Annotated in this window: 23 protein-coding genes, 1 pseudogene and 2 riboswitches; of the genes and pseudogenes, 16 read left to right on the forward strand and 8 right to left on the reverse strand. The window is 42.5% G+C overall.

Features of this window, described 5'->3' with window-relative positions; genetic code table 11:
- Position 1: 1 nt before the first annotated feature.
- Positions 2 to 1,267 carry a transcriptional regulator gene (locus KYJ26_RS06860; RefSeq protein WP_219166546.1) on the reverse strand — a complete coding sequence of 422 codons (1,266 nt, stop codon included), beginning with the start codon at positions 1,265 to 1,267 and terminating at the stop codon, positions 2 to 4.
- Positions 1,268 to 1,355: 88 nt separating this feature from the next.
- Between KYJ26_RS06860 and KYJ26_RS06865 the strand changes: the two genes are divergently transcribed.
- From KYJ26_RS06865 to KYJ26_RS06880, 4 genes are all read left to right on the forward strand, one after another.
- Positions 1,356 to 2,465 (forward strand): mandelate racemase/muconate lactonizing enzyme family protein, encoded by a 1,110-nt coding sequence (locus KYJ26_RS06865; protein ID WP_219166547.1) that lies wholly within the window; start codon positions 1,356 to 1,358, stop codon positions 2,463 to 2,465.
- 13 nt (positions 2,466 to 2,478) lie between these two features.
- Positions 2,479 to 3,177, forward strand: a complete 699-nt coding sequence (locus tag KYJ26_RS06870) for an N-acetyltransferase (protein WP_219166548.1) — start codon at positions 2,479 to 2,481, stop codon at positions 3,175 to 3,177.
- A gap of 209 nt (positions 3,178 to 3,386) precedes the next feature.
- Entirely contained in the window at positions 3,387 to 3,869 is a 483-nt protein-coding gene (locus tag KYJ26_RS06875; RefSeq protein ID WP_219166549.1) for a hypothetical protein, read from the forward strand.
- The gene (locus tag KYJ26_RS06880; RefSeq protein ID WP_219166550.1) at positions 3,862 to 4,413 is read left to right on the forward strand and encodes a hypothetical protein; all 552 of its coding nucleotides are present in this window, start codon (positions 3,862 to 3,864) and stop codon (positions 4,411 to 4,413) included. Before KYJ26_RS06875 ends, KYJ26_RS06880 begins: the two co-directional genes overlap by 8 nt.
- A 16-nt stretch (positions 4,414 to 4,429) precedes the next feature.
- Here the strand turns inward: KYJ26_RS06880 and KYJ26_RS06885 are convergent, their stop codons facing one another.
- Positions 4,430 to 5,356: a DMT family transporter gene (locus KYJ26_RS06885; RefSeq protein WP_219166551.1), complete on the reverse strand. Its 927-nt coding sequence runs from the start codon at positions 5,354 to 5,356 to the stop codon at positions 4,430 to 4,432.
- Between the two features lie 212 nt (positions 5,357 to 5,568).
- Between KYJ26_RS06885 and KYJ26_RS06890 the strand changes: the two genes are divergently transcribed.
- Positions 5,569 to 6,048, forward strand: a complete 480-nt coding sequence (locus tag KYJ26_RS06890) for an Lrp/AsnC family transcriptional regulator (protein WP_219166552.1) — start codon at positions 5,569 to 5,571, stop codon at positions 6,046 to 6,048.
- A 147-nt stretch (positions 6,049 to 6,195) separates the two neighbouring features.
- Here the strand turns inward: KYJ26_RS06890 and KYJ26_RS06895 are convergent, their stop codons facing one another.
- The 3 genes from KYJ26_RS06895 to KYJ26_RS06905 form a co-directional block, all read right to left on the reverse strand.
- Positions 6,196 to 6,660 carry a GNAT family N-acetyltransferase gene (locus KYJ26_RS06895; protein ID WP_219166553.1) on the reverse strand — a complete coding sequence of 155 codons (465 nt, stop codon included), beginning with the start codon at positions 6,658 to 6,660 and terminating at the stop codon, positions 6,196 to 6,198.
- A gap of 512 nt (positions 6,661 to 7,172) precedes the next feature.
- The gene (locus KYJ26_RS06900) at positions 7,173 to 7,637 is read right to left on the reverse strand and encodes a phage tail protein (protein ID WP_219166554.1); all 465 of its coding nucleotides are present in this window, start codon (positions 7,635 to 7,637) and stop codon (positions 7,173 to 7,175) included.
- Between the two features lie 14 nt (positions 7,638 to 7,651).
- Entirely contained in the window at positions 7,652 to 8,134 is a 483-nt protein-coding gene (locus tag KYJ26_RS06905; protein WP_219166555.1) for a GyrI-like domain-containing protein, read from the reverse strand.
- Positions 8,135 to 8,235: 101 nt separating this feature from the next.
- On the opposite strand from KYJ26_RS06905, the gene KYJ26_RS06910 reads away from it, so the two are divergent.
- From KYJ26_RS06910 to KYJ26_RS24345, 4 genes and pseudogenes are all read left to right on the forward strand, one after another.
- Positions 8,236 to 9,207 (forward strand): helix-turn-helix transcriptional regulator, encoded by a 972-nt coding sequence (locus KYJ26_RS06910; protein ID WP_219166556.1) that lies wholly within the window; start codon positions 8,236 to 8,238, stop codon positions 9,205 to 9,207.
- Positions 9,208 to 9,323: 116 nt separating this feature from the next.
- Positions 9,324 to 9,851, forward strand: a complete 528-nt coding sequence (locus KYJ26_RS06915) for an AAA family ATPase (RefSeq protein WP_219166557.1) — start codon at positions 9,324 to 9,326, stop codon at positions 9,849 to 9,851.
- 67 nt (positions 9,852 to 9,918) lie between these two features.
- Positions 9,919 to 10,003, forward strand: a riboswitch (cyclic di-GMP riboswitch).
- Positions 10,004 to 10,065: 62 nt separating this feature from the next.
- Positions 10,066 to 10,455, forward strand: a pseudogene (locus KYJ26_RS24340) (PAS domain-containing protein); the annotation flags it as partial.
- Positions 10,456 to 10,521: 66 nt separating this feature from the next.
- Positions 10,522 to 10,896 (forward strand): methyl-accepting chemotaxis protein, encoded by a 375-nt coding sequence (locus tag KYJ26_RS24345; protein ID WP_374939760.1) that lies wholly within the window; start codon positions 10,522 to 10,524, stop codon positions 10,894 to 10,896.
- 302 nt (positions 10,897 to 11,198) lie between these two features.
- Here the strand turns inward: KYJ26_RS24345 and KYJ26_RS06925 are convergent, their stop codons facing one another.
- Both KYJ26_RS06925 and KYJ26_RS06930 read right to left on the reverse strand, forming a co-directional pair.
- Positions 11,199 to 11,489 (reverse strand): 3-isopropylmalate dehydrogenase, encoded by a 291-nt coding sequence (locus KYJ26_RS06925; protein WP_219166559.1) that lies wholly within the window; start codon positions 11,487 to 11,489, stop codon positions 11,199 to 11,201.
- A 28-nt stretch (positions 11,490 to 11,517) separates the two neighbouring features.
- A complete protein-coding gene (locus KYJ26_RS06930) occupies positions 11,518 to 11,733 on the reverse strand; it encodes a hypothetical protein (protein WP_219166560.1) in 216 nt (71 codons plus the stop codon).
- A 169-nt stretch (positions 11,734 to 11,902) separates the two neighbouring features.
- Here KYJ26_RS06930 and KYJ26_RS06935 point away from each other — a divergent pair, with 169 nt between their 5' ends.
- The 5 genes from KYJ26_RS06935 to KYJ26_RS06955 all read left to right on the forward strand — a co-directional run bounded on the left by KYJ26_RS06935 (position 11,903) and on the right by KYJ26_RS06955 (position 18,522).
- The gene (locus KYJ26_RS06935) at positions 11,903 to 12,820 is read left to right on the forward strand and encodes a proline dehydrogenase family protein (protein WP_219166561.1); all 918 of its coding nucleotides are present in this window, start codon (positions 11,903 to 11,905) and stop codon (positions 12,818 to 12,820) included.
- 39 nt (positions 12,821 to 12,859) lie between these two features.
- Positions 12,860 to 14,491, forward strand: a complete 1,632-nt coding sequence (pruA, locus tag KYJ26_RS06940; RefSeq protein ID WP_219166562.1) for an L-glutamate gamma-semialdehyde dehydrogenase — start codon at positions 12,860 to 12,862, stop codon at positions 14,489 to 14,491.
- A 106-nt stretch (positions 14,492 to 14,597) separates the two neighbouring features.
- Entirely contained in the window at positions 14,598 to 15,869 is a 1,272-nt protein-coding gene (locus tag KYJ26_RS06945; RefSeq protein ID WP_219166563.1) for a PucR family transcriptional regulator, read from the forward strand.
- A 144-nt stretch (positions 15,870 to 16,013) separates the two neighbouring features.
- A complete protein-coding gene (locus KYJ26_RS06950) occupies positions 16,014 to 17,489 on the forward strand; it encodes an amidase family protein (protein WP_219166901.1) in 1,476 nt (491 codons plus the stop codon).
- A 529-nt stretch (positions 17,490 to 18,018) separates the two neighbouring features.
- The gene (locus KYJ26_RS06955) at positions 18,019 to 18,522 is read left to right on the forward strand and encodes an MgtC/SapB family protein (protein WP_219166902.1); all 504 of its coding nucleotides are present in this window, start codon (positions 18,019 to 18,021) and stop codon (positions 18,520 to 18,522) included.
- A 148-nt stretch (positions 18,523 to 18,670) separates the two neighbouring features.
- On the opposite strand, the gene KYJ26_RS06960 is transcribed toward KYJ26_RS06955, so the two are convergent.
- A complete protein-coding gene (locus KYJ26_RS06960) occupies positions 18,671 to 19,192 on the reverse strand; it encodes a hypothetical protein (protein WP_219166564.1) in 522 nt (173 codons plus the stop codon).
- Positions 19,193 to 19,478: 286 nt separating this feature from the next.
- Positions 19,479 to 19,583, forward strand: a riboswitch (SAM riboswitch).
- 111 nt (positions 19,584 to 19,694) lie between these two features.
- On the opposite strand from KYJ26_RS06960, the gene KYJ26_RS06965 reads away from it, so the two are divergent.
- Together KYJ26_RS06965 and KYJ26_RS06970 are read left to right on the forward strand one after the other, a co-directional pair.
- Positions 19,695 to 20,720: a methionine ABC transporter ATP-binding protein gene (locus KYJ26_RS06965; protein ID WP_219166565.1), complete on the forward strand. Its 1,026-nt coding sequence runs from the start codon at positions 19,695 to 19,697 to the stop codon at positions 20,718 to 20,720.
- Positions 20,710 to 21,372, forward strand: a complete 663-nt coding sequence (locus tag KYJ26_RS06970) for a methionine ABC transporter permease (protein WP_219166566.1) — start codon at positions 20,710 to 20,712, stop codon at positions 21,370 to 21,372. The genes KYJ26_RS06965 and KYJ26_RS06970 overlap by 11 nt, the downstream gene beginning before the upstream one ends.
- Positions 21,373 to 21,376: the final 4 nt, after the last annotated feature.

The following is a 21,376-nucleotide window of genomic DNA, read 5'->3' on the forward strand; positions in this document are numbered from 1 at the left end:
GTCAATGGATGGGGAAGGTCAGTTCATAAACCGCACGTGGCCTTCCTTGTGCATAGGTCATTTCTTCTCCAATGATCTTGGCCGAACCGTTGTCCACCAGTTTCTTCAAGATCCTTTCCGTGGAGCGCCGTGTGATTTGCATATAGTCAGAAAGCTCTGCTGCTGTAAAATCACGGGCCGAACGGGATTTGTGGAATTGAACGAGTTTGGATAAGTTCGCTGGACTTAACTTTAATTGTTTGGCAAGGGACAGCATGTCGGGAGTATCATTCTTCAGATGCTGTTTCTTGCTTTTATCAGGATAAGGTCCAGATAACTCTTTTTCTTCATTTAGGATAAAGGCGCAGCCATCAGCATCAACCTTTTGGGCAAATGCCAACGCGGTCTGTGCGTTAGCTTCTGCCTCCGCTGCCGTGGGACCGTATCCGAAGCCTCCAAGCACGGGGTGTTCAAGCTGAAACAGGGAATGGAAGTCGGTGCTTTCCATGAAATGTTCAATGCTTCCCCTGTTGCTGTAGATCGTGTAGGAAGCATCGTCCTCATTTTTTTGAAGGGTCCCGTTCATCAAGCGGCTAAGCTCATGAAGAAGTTCAAGTTCACCATCCCATTCTTGAAAGGAAAGACGGGCAGCAGCGATCGTGGCCGCTTTTCGTTTCGCAAGAAGGGATTGGGCATGAGCTTCATGAATGGTCCGTATAAGTGACTTGGCAGGGTCGATCATTCTCATGCAAGGGATGTGCAATTCGACAAGCCGGTCATAAACAGCATGGATGCTCGTTAAGGCCATATCTGTTTGACCACCATGAAATGATTGCCGGTGGAAATCTGTAAAGTCATCGATGTGAAAGTGGTGGGGCAGGCGCTCTTTATAATCCATCGCATATCGTGGCGGATTCTTGAGGTGTAAGTCTGACTGGGCGTGATCGATGAAAGAAAGATCCATTAAGTCGATGGACACGCGGTCCGGTTCAATCCCATGATGGTGAAGGATATAAAGCAGTGATGTCACAAGGGCCGTTTCATCCTGTTCCAGGTAAAGGACCGGGACGGATAGTGTGCTGCATTCTTGTTTGGAAAAAAAGTAAGGCAGTGCTCCGGAAAACAATACGGCATCACAAGGTGTCAGGTTTTTAATATGCAAGCTTGCTTCCTGGGGCTCACCGTAAATATAGGGGACCAGTTCAATATTGTTCAAGTTATAAGGAATGGACGTTTCGACACGTTGTATGAACTCCCTGGACCCGATCAAGGCGATTTTCGTTTTCATGACAATCTCCTCTCTGAATTAACGACTATATAACGACATTATACCAATAAGAAATGAAATTTGGTAAATTTTAAAGGAGTGCTTAGAAATGATCATCAAAAAAATCAATCTGTATGCCATTCGATTACCACTGAAACAGCCTTTTATCATCAGTTACCATACCTATGAGGATATGCCTTCAATCATTTTGGAAATGGAGACGGACGAAGGAATCATTGGATACGGTGAAGCGGTGGCGGATGAACATGTGACAGGGGAAACGTGGGAAAGCACATTTCAGGTACTTCAGCACACCCTAGCACCGAAACTGATCGGGGAGAATCCGTTTCATATTGAAAAAATCCATGAGCTGATGGATCAAGCCATTTACAATGCCCCGACGGCCAAGGCGGCCATCGATATTGCTTGCTATGATGTCATCGGAAAAAAAGTGAGTCAACCCGTTTATCAGCTGCTCGGCGGCCGGTATCATGACGAATTCCAGATCACCCATGTCCTGAGCATAACAGACCCGGATACGATGGCAAAAGAAGCAGCCGGTATGATCGAGAAAGGTTTTGAATCGTTTAAAATGAAGGTTGGAACCGATGTCGACCAGGACATTGAACGAATACGGAAGGTCAGGGAACGTGTCGGATTGGACGTGCCGATCCGGGTGGATGTGAATCAGGGCTGGAAGAACAGCAGTCAGACGTTGAAGGCTCTGCGGCATCTTCAAACCCTGAACATTGATTGGCTGGAGCAGCCCGTTTTGGCAGATGATGTAGATGGAATGGTCCGGATTAAATCGAAGACAGATATCCCCCTCATGATCGATGAAGGGCTGAAAGGCGTACGTGACATGCGTGAAATCATCGGGAAGCAGGCAGCGGATAAAGTGAACATTAAATTGATGAAGAGCGGAGGGATCTATCCGGCAGTGAAACTTGCCCACATGGCTGAGATGGCAGGGATGGAATGCCAGGTCGGTTCGATGGTCGAATCCTCGATCGCGTCAGCAGCCGGCTTCCATGTGGCTTTTTCCAAAAGGGTCATCACTAGTGTAGAATTGACGGGACCGATTAAGTTTTCGAAGGACATCGGAGATCTGCATTATGACATCCCATTTATCCGACTGTCGGACAAAGCGGGCCTCGGTGTTAACGTAGATAAAGATATTCTGGAAGAGTTGACTGAGTTTAAGAGTATCGTAGAGTAAGGAGCATAGAATCATGGATAATCTATTTGAAGGGTTTATTGACAGTGAATCATACACTGTTCGTTTGTTAAGTAAAGAGGATATAAGTCAAGTACAGCAGCTGCAGGGGATTGTAGTGGAGACATTAACAGAAAAAAAGAACCTGCAGCCCCTGACGTATGAGGAATTGGATTATATCTTAACCGGAAACGGACTGATGATCGGAGCCTTTACAGAGATGGGATTAATCGCATTCAGAGCATTATTGATCCCGCCTATTGACGAAGAGCATCTGGGGCTGGATGTTGGACTCGAGGCAGAAGAACTGGCACAGGTCATCTATCAGGAAATTTCGAACGTACACCCGGATTACAGAGGCAACCGCCTTCAGCAAACACTGGCCCATTTGATCATGCAAGAGCAGGCGAAGCTGGATCAAGGGTTCACCTATGTGGCGTGCACCGTCGCTCCCTTTAATATTCCCAGTTTAAAAGATAAGTTCAAGCAGGGAATGGAAATTGCTGCCCTTAAGATCAAGTACGTCGATCAATTGCGCTATGTATTCATTAAGCGCCTTGACGGAGAGGGAAGCGGTGGAGAGATTTCAGAGATTGCCAGAGTTCCGATGGGGGATGTCGAGGGACAGCAGGCGTTATTGGATGAAGGCTGGAGCGGGATTTCGATGGAGGAAGATGATGGTGGGTATCGGGTGTTGTATGTAAGAAGGAGTTAGTTCAGTAATAAACTGAAACAAATTGGCGTCCTAAAGGGCGCTATTTTGTTTGGAGGAACAGGTTTGAATTCAGATAGATTCGTTTCGATCTGGAACATCCGATTTATTGCCCCTTGCCGTCATAGTCGTTGCAAGGGGCTTTTTGTTTTTGTCGGTTGAGTATGATTTCGGGAAAATGGGAACGCTGACTCATAAAGGGGTGAAAGAAGATGTTGCTACTATTCACGGCTTTATTTTCACTTATGTTGCTTTTATCTGCAAATGGGTTATTGAAACGACTGGGGACGACTGAGACAGTGGTATGCACATTGTTTAACTCCTTTTTATGCCAACATATCAATTTTAAGATTTTTTCTGCATATGATCGGCTTTCCATTAAAGAGGAGTGGATTCCGAGAATCGTGAGCAATCTTCATTTTGGTCTACTATTGCCTCTTTTGTTAACGTGGGTGGCTTATTTGTTCTGTTCTGGGATTCCAACGATATACAGGTTGGCCATTGCCATGTGCTGGGTTGGGATTGATGTAGTAGGGAAATATGTATTATTAAAAGAAGAAACGTTACTATCCGGAGCTTCGGGCTGGTATCCGATCATCGATGTGAGCATTTCTGTTGGAATTGTTCTGTTGGCATTTATCTTTATGAATCGTTTTTCCTCTATTTTGAGGAAGGAGATCGGTTTTATTGAATAATATACTAAATCTGTTAGAGCCTCTTTTACCGAAAACGTTTGATCAAAATGAGATTTTTGTATTGTTGATCATGGTCTTGTGCATTTGTATCTTCGTTATTGTGCATCATTTGGATCCGCAATTACTGCAAACTGAAATAATCGCATTATTTGTTTTTAATATACTATTTTCCACCGTTGGGGATCGTATGCTGGCTGAACCACCACTGGATTTGTATGACACACTTGATTATGGACATGGAGAACTATTTGATTCTGTATTACAGATTCTCGTATATCCTATCCCCGTCATTCTGTATATTCATTTCTATCAGAAATATAATCCCAACAAAATCGTCTCTATAGTTTTATACGCTTTTGTCCTTGTGTTACTTGAATGGACTTCGGAGAAATTCTTCAATGTCTTTCAATATAAGGAGTGGAAGATTGTGTATTCTTATGGATTCTATTGTTTTGCATTGGCACTAAACTTGTTGTTTGCGGGATTGATAAAGAGGCTTATAGGAAGAGAGCAATCTAAAAAAAGAAGCAGTGCCAATTCATAACTGGCTCTGCTTCTTTTTATGAAGTCTTTACAGGCTCGTTGGACAGGCCGCCTGATGGAACTTTCCTCAACATCCGAGGCTTCGTCTTCCATAACGAAAACAACACACATCCCGCCAGAACAATCATACTCCCAACAGCCTGAAGACTATTCATCTTTTCTCCTAAAAAGAAGAACGCCAACAAAGCTGTGAACACAGGATTAAAGTTCAAGAACAACCCTGATGTACTAGGCCCGAGCCTATTCACCCCGACATTCCAAAGCACCATGCAGACAACCGTGGAAATAACACCGGTATACAGGATTGACTGCACGAAGGAAGCATCGACATTGGTCACACGGAAATCATGAAGATTGAAAGGCAGCAGGATAAGAAGTCCGAATATCCCTGAATAAAGAATCGACATCATTGGAGTGACGCTTTTCATCGCCCACTTGCTGCAAACGGAATAGAAACCCCACATGACAACGGCAGAGAGCATATACAAATCCCCATCATTAAACTGCATGGAATAAATCATTTCCATGTTTCCTTTCGACAGGACAAGGAGCACGCCAAAGAGTGATAAGAACATGGATGACAGTTGAAAGGCGTTCACCTGTTCCTTCAGAAAAATAAAAGAAATTCCTGCGATTGAAAACATATTTAACGTGGAAATCAGTCCAACATTGGTGGCAGAGGTCTTCTCAAGTGCCATGAATTGAAGTGCCTGAAAGAGGGCCACCCCTGTCAGCCCCATTAAACATAATGGCAGAATGGATCGTACGGGTGGAACGAGCTTCTTTTCCTTCCACCAAACAATCGGGAACAGGCAGACGATGGCGATGGCCCATCTTAATATCGTCAACGTTCCCGGGGATGCATGCTCTACAAGCGTTTTCCCCACGATGAAATTGCCTCCCCAGAGAAGACTGGTCAGTAACAATAGATAATGATATTTCACGTCATTTTAGCCCCTTTTCACAGAGCCACTGTGCACAATGACATTTATTATAAGAATAATTTTAACATTTTATCCGATTTACAAAAGAACATATTGTATAATGATGATAAAACGAAATAATTGAAAGTGTGACAGATTGTTAGATTATTATAATTCATTTATGCATCATTTTATAAGTGGTTTTTGGAACAATTGAAAAGGGTGGTTGAATCATGGAATCGATTGTAAGCAGGGTCTTGGACCAAATGGATCTTCAGCTTTTGGATTTGCTGCAAAAGGACGGGCAGTTGAGCAATCTTGAATTATCAAAACGGGTCAATTTGTCGGCACCGGCTGTTCATGCACGAATCAAGCGGCTCGAGACGGAAGGATATATCAAGAAACAGGTAGCCATCCTGAACCATGAAAAACTGGGATTTGACTTACTATGCTTCGTGTTTATGAGTACGAATGAGCACCGGACAGAAAAGCTTGAAGCAGTGGAAGGGACGCTCGAATCGATGGAGGAAGTCCTGGAATGTCATTGTTTGACCGGGGAATATGATTATCTTCTGAAAGTGGCATGTAAGGATCGCAAGGGATTGGAGCTTTTTATCAGAAGGTTGAATGAGATGGGGATTACGAAGATCCAGACAAGTTTGGCTTTAAGGGAGATTAAGGATTCTACGGTGTTGCCGATAGTGGGGGAGTGAGTGGAGTTAAATCCTATAATTTAGAAACTTAAATTTTGTTAGGCTTTTAATTGAAGGAAGAGAACATGAGTTAGCGGGGACTCTAGTAAAGTAGGATGAACGATGATCAGGCAATGGCTGTGGTGAAAACCATTGCTCATCCATTAATCAAAAGGAGACTCTATTCTTCTTTCTCATCCACACCCATCTACTATTAAAAGACAATCGCAGACTGGGATCTTCCACAAATTCAGCTCCCTTATAGCATTGAATTGCTTGTAGATTTCCAGGCTCTATTCTCATATACACCCATTCATAAGGATAGTCTTTGCATAATTCAAGAAGTTCTTGAATCAATCGCTTACCTATGCCTTTATTTCGTAAAGAAGGTGCAACAACCAAATGGGCAAGTTCCAGATCTTCTTCTTCAGCGTCCACCCATATCTCCCCATAGGCAACGGCTTTTGAGTCATCCTCAAATATATATCCGAATTGATCATGTGCTTCGTACCAGCTATGGAACATATCCGGTGAATAGGTTTGCCTACCAGTGACAAGCATACAGTCCTCTGGATGGTTTAACCATTCTTTAAGAACAGGTTCATCTTCTTGTGTTACCTTTCGTATGTTCATGGTATCTACTCCTACTGTCTGAATTATCTACTAATTATATCAGATGGGAAAATAAAAAAGGAGTCGTGAGGGAATTGTACATGTTGAAAAGAGGGGAAAGTCGTTTTGGTTACTCATTTTGCTGATTCCAGCATCTTGGTTCGGTTGGGAGATCAGGTTAAGCACCAGAGCTGATCAATAGAAGGAAAAATTCCGCTTAATTTGTCATTACTATTAAAAAACGCTGAAATAGACGGAAAAATTCCGCCTATCAACTCAAAAAATACAAATTTGGGTGGTTATTCTGGGCTTAAGCGGAAAACCTCCGCTTATTTACCCCGAAACATGTTCCATTATGAATATAACCGGAAAATCTCCGCTTATTTTAGTTTTGCTGGTTCTTCGATAAAGGGTAAGTGAAAAGAGTACCATGAACCGCAACTTTGTATTCCTAATATCAAAATCAATAGTAGAATGGCAATGAACCAAGGAGACAGGTACTCCGGTCCCCTTGGTTACATCGATTGATTATTCTAATACTCTCCCTTAATCACAAAATAAGATCCCCGAATGATGCCGGCCAGTTTAGACTTCTGCCTCGCAAATTTAAACTTTTCCTCCAGCTCCTTTGGTATCTCCATTCCTTCAGAAAGCTTAAACCCAACTGCCCTTTTCTTTGGATCATCAACGGTATACATAGCATTGACCGTAAGACCATCCTCATAAAAGACGTAAGTGAACTGTATGTTTTCCACTTGAAAGCGCGATGTTTCCAAGGCCCTGGCCGCAAATACAATTTCACGTTCTTCTTTTAATATTCTGTTCAAATAATCAAGAGTCTCCCGGCTTTCGCTGGCCGGTACAACGGTAAACGCATGTTTATATTTGTTCATAAAATAACGGGCTTCATGAGCACGTAAACCAGCCAGTGCTTCTGCTACAGGCGATGATTCTAAACCAATCGTAGACACATTTTTAAAATCTACCGTATAAGGCATGTTCATTTCTCCTTTTATTTCATTACAACAGGAATCCACATTTCTCCATAAACCATTCCGTTTCGCTGCCCCGTTTCAACCACTGTATTCGGCCCTCCGACATAGGCAAAGTCCTTTGCTTCCGGAAGGACACGTCCGAATGCAATGCCGGAAACCGTATGATCCAGTTCCTCTGCCGTATTTCCTTCTCCTTTTACAACCAAATAATTTCCCTTTGGAAACTGAATGGCTTTGGCTTCTTCCGGTGCGGCCGATGCTTCAGCCATGACCCCGCCATGATGCATCATCTTTCCATTTATCGCTTCATTCACTGCGAAAATGTAGTCATTGGAAGCAATGGATTGTAACTTTTGCAGTGTTCCATTTTCATTTATTTCTTTCCAAAAATCGGCCTTTTCCCTATTTAAGCCTGCCATATCCGTGTAATGGCTCGTCAATTCGGTTCCCACACCCACAACGGTGAAGGAGTCTTTTTCTTCTAACTGATAATTTGACATCGTCAAAACCTGCCTCTTCATAAATTTGTTGTCTTCAACACTTGATATGTATATACTAACGTTAAATTGTGTCAAAAAGTGATACTGTTTAGGAGGTCCCCATGAAAAAAGTTGAACGGATTAACGTGATCATGCGTTACATCAATAATCGTGCCCACTTTACGATTTCTGAAATCATGCGTGAATTTGACATTTCACGGTCGACGGCGATGAGGGATATCCGTGAGATTGAGTCCATGGGGATGCCCCTCGTTTCTGAAGTTGGACGGGACGGCGGTTATTTTGTCATGCACAATTCTGTCCTGCCCGAGGTCCGTTTTACCGATAATGAGGTCAAAGCTCTATTTATCGCCTTTATGGCGACAAGAAATCTTCAGCTTCCTTATTTGAAGAGTCGCCAGTCCCTGGCAGAGAAACTCCTCAGCCTCATTTCAGAACAACAACAAGATACCCTCGTTCTGTTAAATCAGATCCTGCTCTTTGAAGGGACCAATCCCCATAATCCCGATATTCTTGATCTTTCAGACCTCCCCCATCCCATGTTGGATAAACTGATTCAAACCTTCCTGTTGGATAGGTATTTATTGATTACGATCGAGGAGAAGGCCAAAGAAACCCATCCCATTTATCTCTTGCAGCTCTATCGGGAAAAGAGCCATTGGCATATTGAAGGGTTCAATTTGGATGATGAAAAGAAACAGATCTTTTCAGTAGACCACCTCACCGGTGTAGTGCCGTATCCCAATCGAAAAAGGAAGAGTGAACAAGAAATCCTGGATAAACTAAAAAAGCAGGAAGAAGTCATCAACTTAGTCATTGAACTGGGTCCGGGAGCCATAGCTCAGTTCAAAAAATACCATCCTAAAAACGTTTCCCTTTCTTATACGAATCCATACCACAGTACTGGGGTTCTAAAGACTTTTATTGATGTGACTAAACGCGAAGAAGTAAAGGAAATGGCCAATTGGATCATGTTCCTTGGTGAGGATATCAGTATAAAGGCAGTGCCGGAAGAAGTATTGGACGTTTTACAAGGGAGAAGCGGTTTATTTTTGAACAAAAGTGATGAATGACGAAATAGTTATCGGTGGATGCTTCATCTTATTGGAATGGGGGTTGTCGGAAAATGTATTTCGGTTGAAAAATTGGAATAACGGTAAAGTAGATTGAGATTGGAGTTGAAATAATCATGATTATCATGATAAACGGGGCGTTCGGAGTCGGTAAGACCACTATTTCTAATGAACTCCTGAAAGTCGTTGAAAACAGCATGTTATTTGATCCTGAAGAAGTCGGGTACATGTTAAGGAATGTATTGCCCCAAGAAATAAAACAGCGTGAATCTCAAACAGGAGATTTTCAAGATTTACAACTATGGAAAGAGTTGACGGTTAAGATGGCAGGAGAGCTCATCTCCAGGTATCATGTGAACCTGATTGTCCCTATGACGATTAGGAAACTCGAATACTTTGACTATATTAATTATGGATTCAAAGGTTTAGATCCACACACTTACCACTTCTGTTTAACAGCAGATAGGGAGACGATCTATAAGAGGTTGCGGGAGCGGGGAGAAGATGAAGGGAATTGGTGTTTTCAACAAACGGATAAGTGCTTGAAGGCATATTCTGAAAACGATTTTGGGGAATACATAAGTACTGAGAATGTGACCGTTGAAGATATAGTTGAAAACATAAAGAGAAAGGTAAGTAGCTGATTATTAGCCGGACCCAAGTTGATCGCTCAATCTAAACATATCTTAGAAACTGCCGATATAGCAAATATATTAATTTAGATGCTATGAATGATTATCTGTATTTGGGCGCTTGGATAATCGGGGAGCAACTAGCGCAACCGGCTAATTGAACTTTATTGTTTAATTGGCTTTTTTATTTTTAAAACGAAAAGCTATAAATGAAAGGGATATGTATATGAACCAATTAACTAGTAAGACTAGCACCCAAGTGTTAGATATAAAGGATGTTTTATTAGCTCTTGAAACAAATTTGGCGATGATTGAATTCTCTTTAGACAGAAAGGTTATTTGGGTAAATGATCACTTCGCTGATGCGATGAACTACAGTGTGAAGGAAATGGAAGGGATGGATCACAAACAGTTCTGCACGATGGAATATAGCCAAAGCAAGGAATATACTGAGTTATGGGATAATCTTCGGAGTGGGAAAAAGTCTCAAGAGAAAATTGAAAGAGTCGATAAACATGGAAACAAACTTTGGCTGGAAGCAACATATATTCCGATTTTAGATGGACATGGTTCTGTCCATGCCGTACTGAAGATTGCCACAGACATTACAAAAAGGGAAAATACCACGGTAGAGATCATTTCCCAATTAAAGAGCATGCCGAACAATCTAGTTCAATCAGTTATGGCCAATTCCAATGAAAAAGTAGAAGCATTAGAGTCTTTAAGAGAGCAAATTAATCGAATTGATGAAACATCAAAATCGATAAAAAATATTTCTTCTCAAACCAATCTTCTTGCTTTAAATGCTGCGATTGAAGCAGCCAGAGCGGGTGAACACGGAAGGGGATTCAACGTAGTCGCCCAGGAAGTCAGAAAGCTTTCTGTGAATGCGGATGAAGCCATTAAAGAGGTTAATGCCAACATTGAGAATATTACAAATGAACTCCTGAAAGTTAATCGGATATCAGATGACTTACAAAGAATCGTTACAGAATCTAAAAATGAAATTGATCAAACCATTAATAAGTTAGAAAACCTTACTACTAATAAAGAGTAAGGGTAGGTAGAGGATTAAAATGGTTCTTGAAATGTAAACCGGGGACGGTCAAAAAGGAAAAGGTAGAGGCGTACCGTTCCCAGACCCTATAAAGTAGGACTGCCTTTTGCTTAATTGCGTCATTTACAGGGGTGATTGCGTCATTTTCCGGATAATTGCGTCGTTTTCCATCATAATTGCGTCTTTTAGTAAAAATAGGAATTTAATCCCACTCTACTTTTCTGCTAGTCTCGAAAAAAATCCAAAAGGAAAAGGCAGAGACAATTCAGTCCCCACCTTTTGGCTTCTTCTCAATCTAGACTTCAATTTTCAATGTTGTATTTTCTTATGACACTTACAACTACTGCAACTAACAAAACAATCAGGCTATTAATAAGTAAATAGTATCCAACCTGCAGACCATAAAACACGGCAAAGGCATCCCGAATAATGAACAGTGCTAATAGTCCACCGATTGCTGCAAATAAAGCCGCCAGAAGAAGAATGGTAAAGGCAGCGGAATATAAACTTTTCTTTTTCTTATATGAAAAATACCCAAAAATATTTGAAGCGACAATGAAAAACCCCATAAGGATAATAAAGAAATGTGTCATTTCATTCTCCCCCTGCGACGAACTTTTGTTAATCTTGAACCTTTATGGAAACATCATCCGTGAATCCATCATTAATACACTCAAGAAAGGATTCCCCATTAAGGATAAATAAGGTCAACGCCAGAACAGACAACAAAATAATCGAACCGAAGGTACCATTCCTTTTTTCTTTTCCATTTTCTACTCCCCTTACCATATGTTTATTGATTAGACGTAAACGTAAACCGATAACAGGAAGTTTCAATTTACCCCTCTCTTTTGTGCTCCCACCATAACTCCACCCACAAATATTTGTGTCCCGAGCACGTTGTTTCCGAACCTCTTTTCCAGCTATAATTTTCTTAAGATTTACATTTCTTCGTTTAATCACTCCAGTCTTGAGGTAACAGTCACTATAAGGAGGTGTTGTAATCATGGAAGCAATCAGTAAACGTTTTTTCCTGTTTCTTTCGCACAATAAGGCATTGGATAAAATGGCTAAACGGTGGGGATCGAAATTTGGGGCTAACAATCTTGTGGGGGGAGAAACCTTTGCACAGGCGATTCCATTGATTACGCAATTGAACGAAGAGGGATTCCAGGTAACAGTCGATCATCTTGGTGAGTTCGTCGATTCCACAGAAGTGGTGCGGGAGAATGTCCAACGATGTATCGAGAGTATCAGTGCCATTGCCTATCATGGGTTGGAGACTGAGATCTCTGTGAAGCTGACTTCCCTGGGATTGGATATCAGTCAAGATCTTGTCATGGAAAGTATGGAGTTGATTCTGTCGAAGGCAAAAGAAAGCGGAATCACGGTCACTCTCGATATGGAGGATTCCTCGAGGTGCCATGCCATCCTTGACGTTTACAAGAAGCTCTGTCAAAAGTACGACAATGTGGGGACGGTGATCCAATCCTATCTTTATGTTTCAGAGAAGGATGTGGATGACCTCAATCAGTGTTCCCCTTATTTGAGGCTTGTGAAGGGTGCATATAATGAATCGGGTAAAGTGGCGTTCCAGGAGAAGAAGAAGGTGGATGAGAATCTGAAGCATCTCATCAAGAAACAGCTCTTGAACGGCCATTATACAGCGATCGCAAGCCATGATGAAGCGATTATCAATTACACCATCGGATTAGTGAAAGAACACAATATTCCGAATGACCGCTTCGAGTTCCAAATGCTTTACGGCATGCGGAACCAACTGCAGTCCGAGTTACTGAAAAAAGGATATACCGTCCGCATTTACCTGCCATATGGCGAGGACTGGTTCGGGTATTTCATGCGACGTCTGGCGGAACGGCCGGCAAACATCGCATTCGCATTAAAAGGAATCTTCAGCAAGTAACATCCAGACAGAATGAAATCAGAAAGGAACGTGAAGAGAATGAGTAACGGAATTTACAACATCCCAAAACCTACAAATGAGCCTGGTAATACATATGCCCCAGGTACGAAAGAAAGAGAAACGTTAAAAGCTGAATTAGAGCGCCAAGCTGGTATCGAGGTTGAGATCCCGGTCATCATCAATGGCGAGAAAATTAAAACAGATACAGTGAAGCAAGTGGTCATGCCACATGATCACAAACATGTATTGGCTACCTATTCACAAGCAGGTGAAAAAGAGCTTCGCGATGCAGTGGAAGCGGCAATGGATGCGAAAGAATCTTGGTCCAATATGCCATGGCAGCACAGAGCATCCATCTTCCTGAAAGCGGCTGATTTGATTTCTGGTCCATACCGTGACGTCATCAATGCAGCTACGATGTTAGGTCAATCCAAAACAGCTTATCAAACGGAAATCGATGCGGCACAAGAATTAGCCGATTTCTTACGCTTTGGCGTGGATTATGCAAACCAAATCTATCAAATGCAGCCCGACAGCATGAAAAACATCTGGAATCGCCTGGAGTACCGTGCATTGGACGGTTTCGTACTGGCAATCTCTCCATTTAACTTCACGGCGATCGGTGGTAACCTGCCATCAGCTCCTGCGATCATGGGGAACGTAGTTGTGTGGAAACCAGCCACAACGGCTTTACTATCAAACTACTACTTCATGCGTATCCTGGAAGAAGCTGGACTGCCTAAAGGCGTTATCAACTTTGTTCCTTCACGTGGTTCACAAGTGTCAGAAGTTGTATTAACGGATCCACGCATGTCAGGATTCCACTTCACTGGATCAACAAGCGTGTTCCAGACGATCTGGAAAACAGTAGGGGAAAACATCACAAACTACAAATCGTATCCTCGTTTAGTTGGGGAAACAGGCGGTAAAGACTTTGTCTTCGCTCACGAAACGGCTCAAGCAGACAAAGTAGTCGCTGCACTTGTTCGTGGTGCATTCGAATACCAAGGTCAAAAATGTTCAGCAGCTTCACGTGCCTACATCCCAGCAAGCATGTGGGAAGAAGTGAAAAATGGTGTCGTGGAAGAAACGGCTAAGCTTAAAGTTGGGGATGTTAGAGACTTCAGGAACTTCATGGGTGCGGTCATTGATAAACCTGCCTTTGATTCCATCACAAGCTACATCGACTATGCGGCTGATTCTGAAGAAGCGGAAATCATTGCCGGCGGTACGTATGATGATTCTGTTGGATACTTCGTTCAACCGACTGTCATCGTCACAACGAATCCAAACTTCAAAACGATGACCGAAGAAATTTTCGGACCTGTCTTAACGATCTATGTATATGAAAACGATCAATTAGAAGAAACACTGACTTCAGTGGATACAGCTTCTATGTATGCCTTAACGGGTGCGATCTTCGCACAGGACCGTGAAGCGATCATGCACTTGGAACGCCGCCTATCCGGTGCAGCTGGTAACTTCTACATCAACGATAAACCAACAGGTGCCGTGATTAACCAACAACCATTCGGCGGTTCACGCGGTTCAGGTACAAACGATAAAGCAGGCTCAATCTTCAACATGATTCGCTGGACCAGTCCTCGTATCATCAAAGAAAACTTTGCGCCAACAACAGATATTACCTATCCGTTTATGGATGAAGAATAAATCGAACACGAAAAGCTCTCCCGACAAGGGGGAGCTTTTCATTTTTTATTGGGGGATTTAACGCTATAATAGGAATCACAAACATTCGTGGAAAGGTAAGATTCCTATGGAAGCAATAGATATCATCCTCCAAACAGAAGACATTCATAAAGCAACGGAATTGATCAGCTCAAAACTGGGCAACCCCGTCATCATAGAAAACAAAAATTTTGAACTGATTTCATACAGTTCCTCTTCAAATAAGTTCGATCAAACACAGCTAAAAACGATCCTTACGAAAAAATGTCCGGTCTTCATCATCGATCGACTGAAAAAAGAGGGCATCGTCCACCAGCTCGAGAAACATACGGATCCGATCCGGGTGCAGGCGATGGAAGAGTTAGGATTCCACCAGCGTGTCGTCATTGCCGCCAAGTACCTGGGTAACACGATGGGATACATCTGGGTTCAGGAATCCAACCGTCTCTTGGAAAACGAAGAGCTCGCGTTCCTTGAAGAAATCTCAGCACATCTTGGAAATCTGATCAATGATATGTACGCAAAGGTCAATATCAAGAAGGATAGAAAAGAAGAAGTACTGTGGCATCTCCTGCAGCACGAGTACGGAAGTGAAAGTCAGCTCCGCCATGATGCATCCCTCGTCAAGCTGACCTTGCCGGAAAGGTTCACGGTAGCGGTTTATTCGATTGCATCGTCAGACTATAAGCCTATGCTCGACCAACTCGAGAAGCTCGTCCAGGAATCCAGCTTCAACTCAAAGATTTATTCACTGCGGACGGAATACCAGGTGATCCTCGTTCTCTACGGCAAAGCAGACACACCGTCTTCTTCCCTGGAACTAGCGAGAGATCTCGTTGAAAAGGTGAAAGAACAAACAGGGGAAGAAGAATTCTACAACTTTCTGATCGGGATCGGGAAGGAATACACCACGTTATATCAAATGAGAAAAAGCTTCCTGGAAGCATCCGAAGTCATTGAAACGGCTAACTTCATCAGTCCGCGTCCTGAATCCATGCCTCGGGAATTCGCTCATCTGGGTATTTACAGGTATTTGCCAACCCTTTATGAGAAAAACACATCCAAGGATTATTACAGCGATGATCTGCTCGTATTGATCAAGAATGATGTGAAAAAACAGACAGATCTCCTGAAAACACTTGAAGTGTACCTGGCGAATGATGGGAAGGGGAAACAGACCGCCAATGAGCTGTTCATCCATCCCAATACGTTGAATTACCGGATTAAGAAAATACAGGAACTGACTGCAATTGATTTTAATGATTTTAATATGAAGGTGTATTTGTATACGGAGTTGTTGTTGTTGAATAATGTGGAAGCTTATTATCAGCGGTATAAGGATGCTTTGAAAGGTCTGTAGGGACTATGAAGAGTGTCCAATGGTGGGTGTCCCACTCAAGGAATAAATTCAGACTATAAATGTCGGTTTTTAAGTTGACCATGACAAAATGTGGTAAAATCATACTGGATATAATTACGCTAAGTGAATGGGTGAATGAATTTAATGGAGATAATCTTTAATGAAATCCTCAAGGATGAGCTAACAATTAAAGAAATCCAAGCAGCACTTGAAACGGAAGTATTAACCTCAAAAGAACTTGTTATGTACTATTTGGACAGAATCGCGAAGTATGATCAAAGCGGGCCCACATTGAATTCCATATTGGAGATCAATCCGGACGCTATTTTTATCGCAGAGGGTTTAGATCATGAACGTATGACGAAAGGAGCTAGAGGTCCACTGCACGGCATCCCCGTTTTGCTTAAGGACAATATTGAAACGAAGGATAACATGCATACAAGTGCAGGAACCTTGGCATTAGAGGCTCATTTCAGTACAAAAGATGCATTTTTAGTGGGAAAACTTCGGGAAGCAGGCGCTATTATCCTTGGTAAAACCAATATGACCGAATTAGCGAACGGAATGTCCACTACGATGTGGGCAGGTTATAGTTCGAGAGGTGGGCAAACGGTAAATCCTTATGGGCCTGGTGAATTGTTTGTTGGAGGTTCAAGTACAGGGTCCGCTGTGGCTGTCGCATCCAACTTAACCGTCGTGTCCATAGGGACAGAAACAGACGCATCCATTCTTAGTCCGGCCGTCCAGAACTCGGTAGTGGGGATCAAACCAACAGTAGGATTAATCAGCCGTAGCGGAATTGTCCCATTTACGTATACACAAGATACCCCGGGTCCTTTTGCAAGGACTGTCACTGACGCAGCTACATTACTAGGTGCTTTAACGGATGTTGATCAGTCCGATCCAGCAACATACAAAAGTGAAGGTGTTTCTTGTCAAGATTATACTGGCTTTTTAGATGCAGAAGGACTAAATGGGGCAAGAATCGGTGTCTACAGTAATGCGCCTGATGAATTTTACAGCGATTCAGGTGAATACGATGAAGAACTCTTTAAAAATGCTATAGAGACTTTGAGAAATAAAGGAGCAGAAGTGATCGAGGAAATAGATATTCCATCTTTTCATAGAGAGTGGAGTTGGGGTGTGCCTATCTATGAAATGAAACATGCATTAGGGAATTACCTTGCCAAATTGCCTTCACACCTGCCTGTTCATTCTGGTAAAGAATTAATTGAATTTAATAAAACGAATGAAGAAAAAGCCTTAAAATACGGACAGAACATGCTCGAATATCGAGAGGGGTTAACACGCAACACATTAGCTAATCCTGAGTATTTACAAGCAAAACTAGAAGATTTATATTTTTCTCAAGATAAAGGTATTGATTATGCTTTGAGAAAATATAAGCTAGATGCGATATTATTTCCATCCTATATCGGATCTACGATTAGTGCAAAAGCTGGCTACCCTTCGATCGCACTCCCAGCAGGTTATATGGGAAGCGGAAGACCCTTTGGCATCACTTTCACCGGTAGTGCATTTAGTGAAGGAACATTGATTAAGCTAGGGTATTCTTTTGAGGAAGCTACGCAACTTCGGAAACCTCCGCGATTCCAATAATTTAAAGGGACGGCTCTTTTGTTATGGAAGAATAAGAACCGTTTCTTCATGATTTTGAGGATTAATACAGATTTTTTCATGTTCATTCAAAAGATAGTCATTAATTACAGTATAAAGACTTGCGAATCTAATTTAGGCTAACGATTAAAGGGTTATTTTTGACTTTCAAAAAATTATATTATAGAAAAGTCCCAAGTTATTATCAAAATCCAGCTTTTATTATTTTATCAAAATCTTTAATTTCAGGCTTAGAATATCCGTTAGTGTATCATTTGAATTTCGAGACCGTCCCTCATCACAGTAACAATTTACCTAGTGAGAATTCAAACCACCAAACCTACCATTGCTCAATTGAAAACATTCGTGTAGAATAGAAGGAATATCCAAAAGAACGAAATTGAGTAAATAGCGTAATAGAGATCCACTTACAAAGCGAGCGGTATGTATTCTCACCAAGGGTGGAGAAATCGACTCGTTTTGTGGCGAGATCTCTTTTTCATTTAAGGAGGATGGAGTCATGGCACATTACATGGATGGATTAACGGATTTCTTCTGGCAGCATGATATTTATTTCCGGATCGTGGTGAGTGCGATATTAGGCTTCATCATCGGATGGGACCGGTCATCCAAGAATAAGCCAGCCGGTTTAAAAACCTATACGTACGTATCGGTGGCCTGTACCTTAATCACCATCGTCTCGATCGAAGGTGCAGAAATGCTCAGTCAACCGGACAGTGGGAAAATGATGGATCCCTTCCGACTCGCAGCCCAGATTGTATCAGGGCTCGGTTTCTTAGGTGCTGGGGTGATCTTGAAGGACGGGCTTCGCGTGAAAGGACTGACTTCGGCAGCGATGATTTTCTACGTAGGTGGAGTGGGAATCGGGGTTGGAGCCGGTTTTTACGGCATTGTGATCTTTGCGACTCTGATCACGTTCCTTATGACGAGGATTGGAAACTTCTTTGAAGGACGGGAAATTACGACCGTGCGTTTGCCGAGTATTGGAAAGAAAAAAGAGGATGAGAAGGAATAGAAGAAGGCTGGGATGTAAAGTAAGCAAAGCTCAGCTTCAAAATCAAGATTGACCGAATGTAATTCTAGTGATGGACAGTCATTCAAAGAACCCAGTGACAAAAATCTATGTCACTGGGTTCTTTAGAGTTTAACGTCTAAAAAGGATATTAATCTAAGTAACCAAGGTTAGAAAGAGCATACAAGTAGTCATGGAAATCCCTATTTTCCAGGGTACAATGATCGTGTTCTACTCCAATAAAAACGGTCATTAAATCAAACATTTTCTGACTATGGCCGAGGATTTTCACATCTTGGATTTTCCCTTCATGATCGGTACCGAAGAATACCATGACATAATGTCCTTCTTGAATTCTGGTATATTCTACTTCGCTCTTAGTGGCGATTTCTAAGTTCAGCGGGTTTTGTTTATTTATTTCTTTCAATTCTGTAAGATCTCTTATCTCTTGTTCGGTAAATAAGTTAAACAATACTTCAGGCTCCTGCATTTTAAAACAAGTATCCAGTACTTTCACATTTTCTGGTGATAGGAGGAAAGCTACTTCTTTTATTGGGAAAGAAACTGCAGAATATTCTTTCCTCAAGATTGTTTCAACTTCTTTTATGGTGTATTGATTCGGGATAGATAGGCGCTTATATTTCTTATAAAGCTTTTCAATTGTTGAACTCAAAGTCATATTCCCCCTTTATCGAATAGATGGACGAGTGATTTAATCTATTGCAGATCTTCATCGGGTTCGTAATAGTCGCCAAAAAAGATTATATTTGGATTTATAAGTCTATGTAAACTTAAATAATGGTAAGGTTATAAACTAGAGACTGATTAAAGGGACCCAATTTTTATTACTCCAACTTAATACATTTAATTCAAAAACAGGATTGACAACCCAACTAAAATCCTTTACCATTACCCTAATGCTAAAACGCATCATAACTTTAACTTAATAAAGCGATATCTTCTTATCCAGAGAGGTGGAGGGACTGGCCCTGCGATACCTCGGCAACGGGTTCTTATGAATACCGTGCCAATTCCAACAAGTCATGTGACTTGAAAGATGAGAAGAGCGGGACATATACATATTTTTGTGCCTCTCTTCTTATGAAGGGGGGCACTTTTTATTTGAACCATAACAGGCATCAAGAAGAATACATAGCGAAAGGAGCAAGTCCTGTATGATTAGAGTTCAGAATGTTACAAAAGTTTTTGAGACGAAGGATGGCCCATTCACCGCTTTGAAGGATGTTTCCTTCGAAGTGAAGAAGGGAGAAATTTATGGCGTGATCGGATTCAGCGGAGCGGGAAAAAGCACGCTTGTTCGCTGTCTCAATTTTTTAGAAAAACCATCCTCGGGTGATATTTTCATAGAGGGGCGTAGCCTGAAGGATCAATCGGCAATCGATTTGAGGAAAGAGCGGCACCGCATTGGGATGATCTTTCAGCATTTCAACCTATTTCAATCCCGGACGGTGGCAGGGAATATCGCCTATCCTCTGAAACTGGCAAAATGGCCAAAGGAGAAAATCAACGAAAGAGTAAAGGAGTTGCTCGCGTTTGTCGGACTGGAAGATAAAGCAAAGCATTATCCCGATGAATTGTCAGGAGGGCAGAAGCAACGGGTGGGGATAGCAAGGGCCCTTGCGACGTCGCCTTCGATTCTGCTCTGTGATGAAGCCACATCCGCCCTTGATCCTCAGACGACGGAATCAATTTTGAATCTATTAAAAAAAATCAACGATGAGTATGGCATTACGATTGTGATGATCACCCATGAAATGGGGGTGATCCGGGAAATCTGTGATAAGGTCGCGGTTATGGAAAATGGAGAAATCGTGGAAGAGGGAAGCGTCTTCGATATCTTCTCCAATCCGCAGACCTCGACGACGAGAAACTTTGTGAAGAGTGTCATGAATGATCAGCTGCCGGCATCGGTTCTCAACAAATTGAATGACAGCAAGGAAGGGCGCATCTGCCGCCTTATTTTCAAAGGTGATTCAACGGGAGCGCCGATCCTTTCAGAAACGGCCAAGACATTCAATGCCCATATCAATGTATTATTCGGACAGATCACTGAACTCCAGGGCAAGCCGTTCGGGAATCTTATCGTACAGATCATCGGCAGTAAGAACGAAACAGAAGAAATCCTGGATTATTGGAGAAACAGATTATTCGTAAGCGAGGTGGAGAAGCGTGCAAGTTAACTGGGAATTATTCTGGCCAAGAATTATAGAAGCGACATGGGATACCGTGGCGATGGTGTCATTCTCTCTTCTATTCGCCACGTTGATCGGGCTTCCCCTCGGTATCATCGTCGTGGTGACGAGGAAGGGGCACTTACTTGAACATAAAGCCGTCTTTTCCGTATTGAGTAGCATCATCAACGTGTTTCGTTCGATCCCGTTCATCATTTTGATGGTGGCCATCATCCCTTTTACAAGATTGGTAGTGGGGACGTCGATCGGCACGGCGGCAGCAGTCGTTCCGCTTGTCGTATTTGCGGCACCGTATATTGCGAGATTGGTAGAGAGTTCGCTTCTTGAAGTAAAGCCGGGGGTCATTGAAGCAGCGGAGTCCATGGGGGCCGGGCCGTGGCAGATCATCTTCGGGATCCTCATTCCGGAAGCACTGAGTACACTGGTCCTGAATATCACGATTGCCACCATCGGCCTTGTCGGCGCATCAGCCATGGCCGGGGCAGTCGGAGGCGGTGGCCTCGGGGATCTGGCCATCGCTTACGGATATCAGCGATTCGAAACATCCGTCATGATCGTGACCGTCATCATTTTAGTCGTGATGGTACAGGGACTTCAGACAGCAGGGAATACATTATCAAAAATCATCAGGAGACGATAGGAGA

The sequence above is a fragment of the Rossellomorea orangium genome (assembly GCF_019334305.1).
GTDB lineage: Bacteria > Bacillota > Bacilli > Bacillales > Bacillaceae_B > Rossellomorea.

Coding starts and splice junctions, on each gene's coding strand:
- KYJ26_RS06875 (WP_219166549.1), top strand. CDS start 3,387: ATGTTGCTACTATTCACGGCTTTATTTTCACTTATGTTGCTTTTATCT.
- KYJ26_RS06895 (WP_219166553.1), bottom strand. CDS start 6,660: ATGAACATACGAAAGGTAACACAAGAAGATGAACCTGTTCTTAAAGAA.
- KYJ26_RS06925 (WP_219166559.1), bottom strand. CDS start 11,489: ATGACACATTTCTTTATTATCCTTATGGGGTTTTTCATTGTCGCTTCA.
- KYJ26_RS06935 (WP_219166561.1), top strand. CDS start 11,903: ATGGAAGCAATCAGTAAACGTTTTTTCCTGTTTCTTTCGCACAATAAG.
- KYJ26_RS06890 (WP_219166552.1), top strand. CDS start 5,569: ATGGAATCGATTGTAAGCAGGGTCTTGGACCAAATGGATCTTCAGCTT.
- KYJ26_RS06910 (WP_219166556.1), top strand. CDS start 8,236: ATGAAAAAAGTTGAACGGATTAACGTGATCATGCGTTACATCAATAAT.
- KYJ26_RS06965 (WP_219166565.1), top strand. CDS start 19,695: ATGATTAGAGTTCAGAATGTTACAAAAGTTTTTGAGACGAAGGATGGC.
- KYJ26_RS24345 (WP_374939760.1), top strand. CDS start 10,522: ATGGCCAATTCCAATGAAAAAGTAGAAGCATTAGAGTCTTTAAGAGAG.
- KYJ26_RS06870 (WP_219166548.1), top strand. CDS start 2,479: ATGGATAATCTATTTGAAGGGTTTATTGACAGTGAATCATACACTGTT.
- KYJ26_RS06905 (WP_219166555.1), bottom strand. CDS start 8,134: ATGTCAAATTATCAGTTAGAAGAAAAAGACTCCTTCACCGTTGTGGGT.
- KYJ26_RS06900 (WP_219166554.1), bottom strand. CDS start 7,637: ATGCCTTATACGGTAGATTTTAAAAATGTGTCTACGATTGGTTTAGAA.
- KYJ26_RS06865 (WP_219166547.1), top strand. CDS start 1,356: ATGATCATCAAAAAAATCAATCTGTATGCCATTCGATTACCACTGAAA.
- KYJ26_RS06945 (WP_219166563.1), top strand. CDS start 14,598: ATGGAAGCAATAGATATCATCCTCCAAACAGAAGACATTCATAAAGCA.
- KYJ26_RS06915 (WP_219166557.1), top strand. CDS start 9,324: ATGATTATCATGATAAACGGGGCGTTCGGAGTCGGTAAGACCACTATT.
- KYJ26_RS06950 (WP_219166901.1), top strand. CDS start 16,014: ATGGAGATAATCTTTAATGAAATCCTCAAGGATGAGCTAACAATTAAA.
- pruA (WP_219166562.1), top strand. CDS start 12,860: ATGAGTAACGGAATTTACAACATCCCAAAACCTACAAATGAGCCTGGT.
- KYJ26_RS06955 (WP_219166902.1), top strand. CDS start 18,019: ATGGATGGATTAACGGATTTCTTCTGGCAGCATGATATTTATTTCCGG.
- KYJ26_RS06860 (WP_219166546.1), bottom strand. CDS start 1,267: ATGAAAACGAAAATCGCCTTGATCGGGTCCAGGGAGTTCATACAACGT.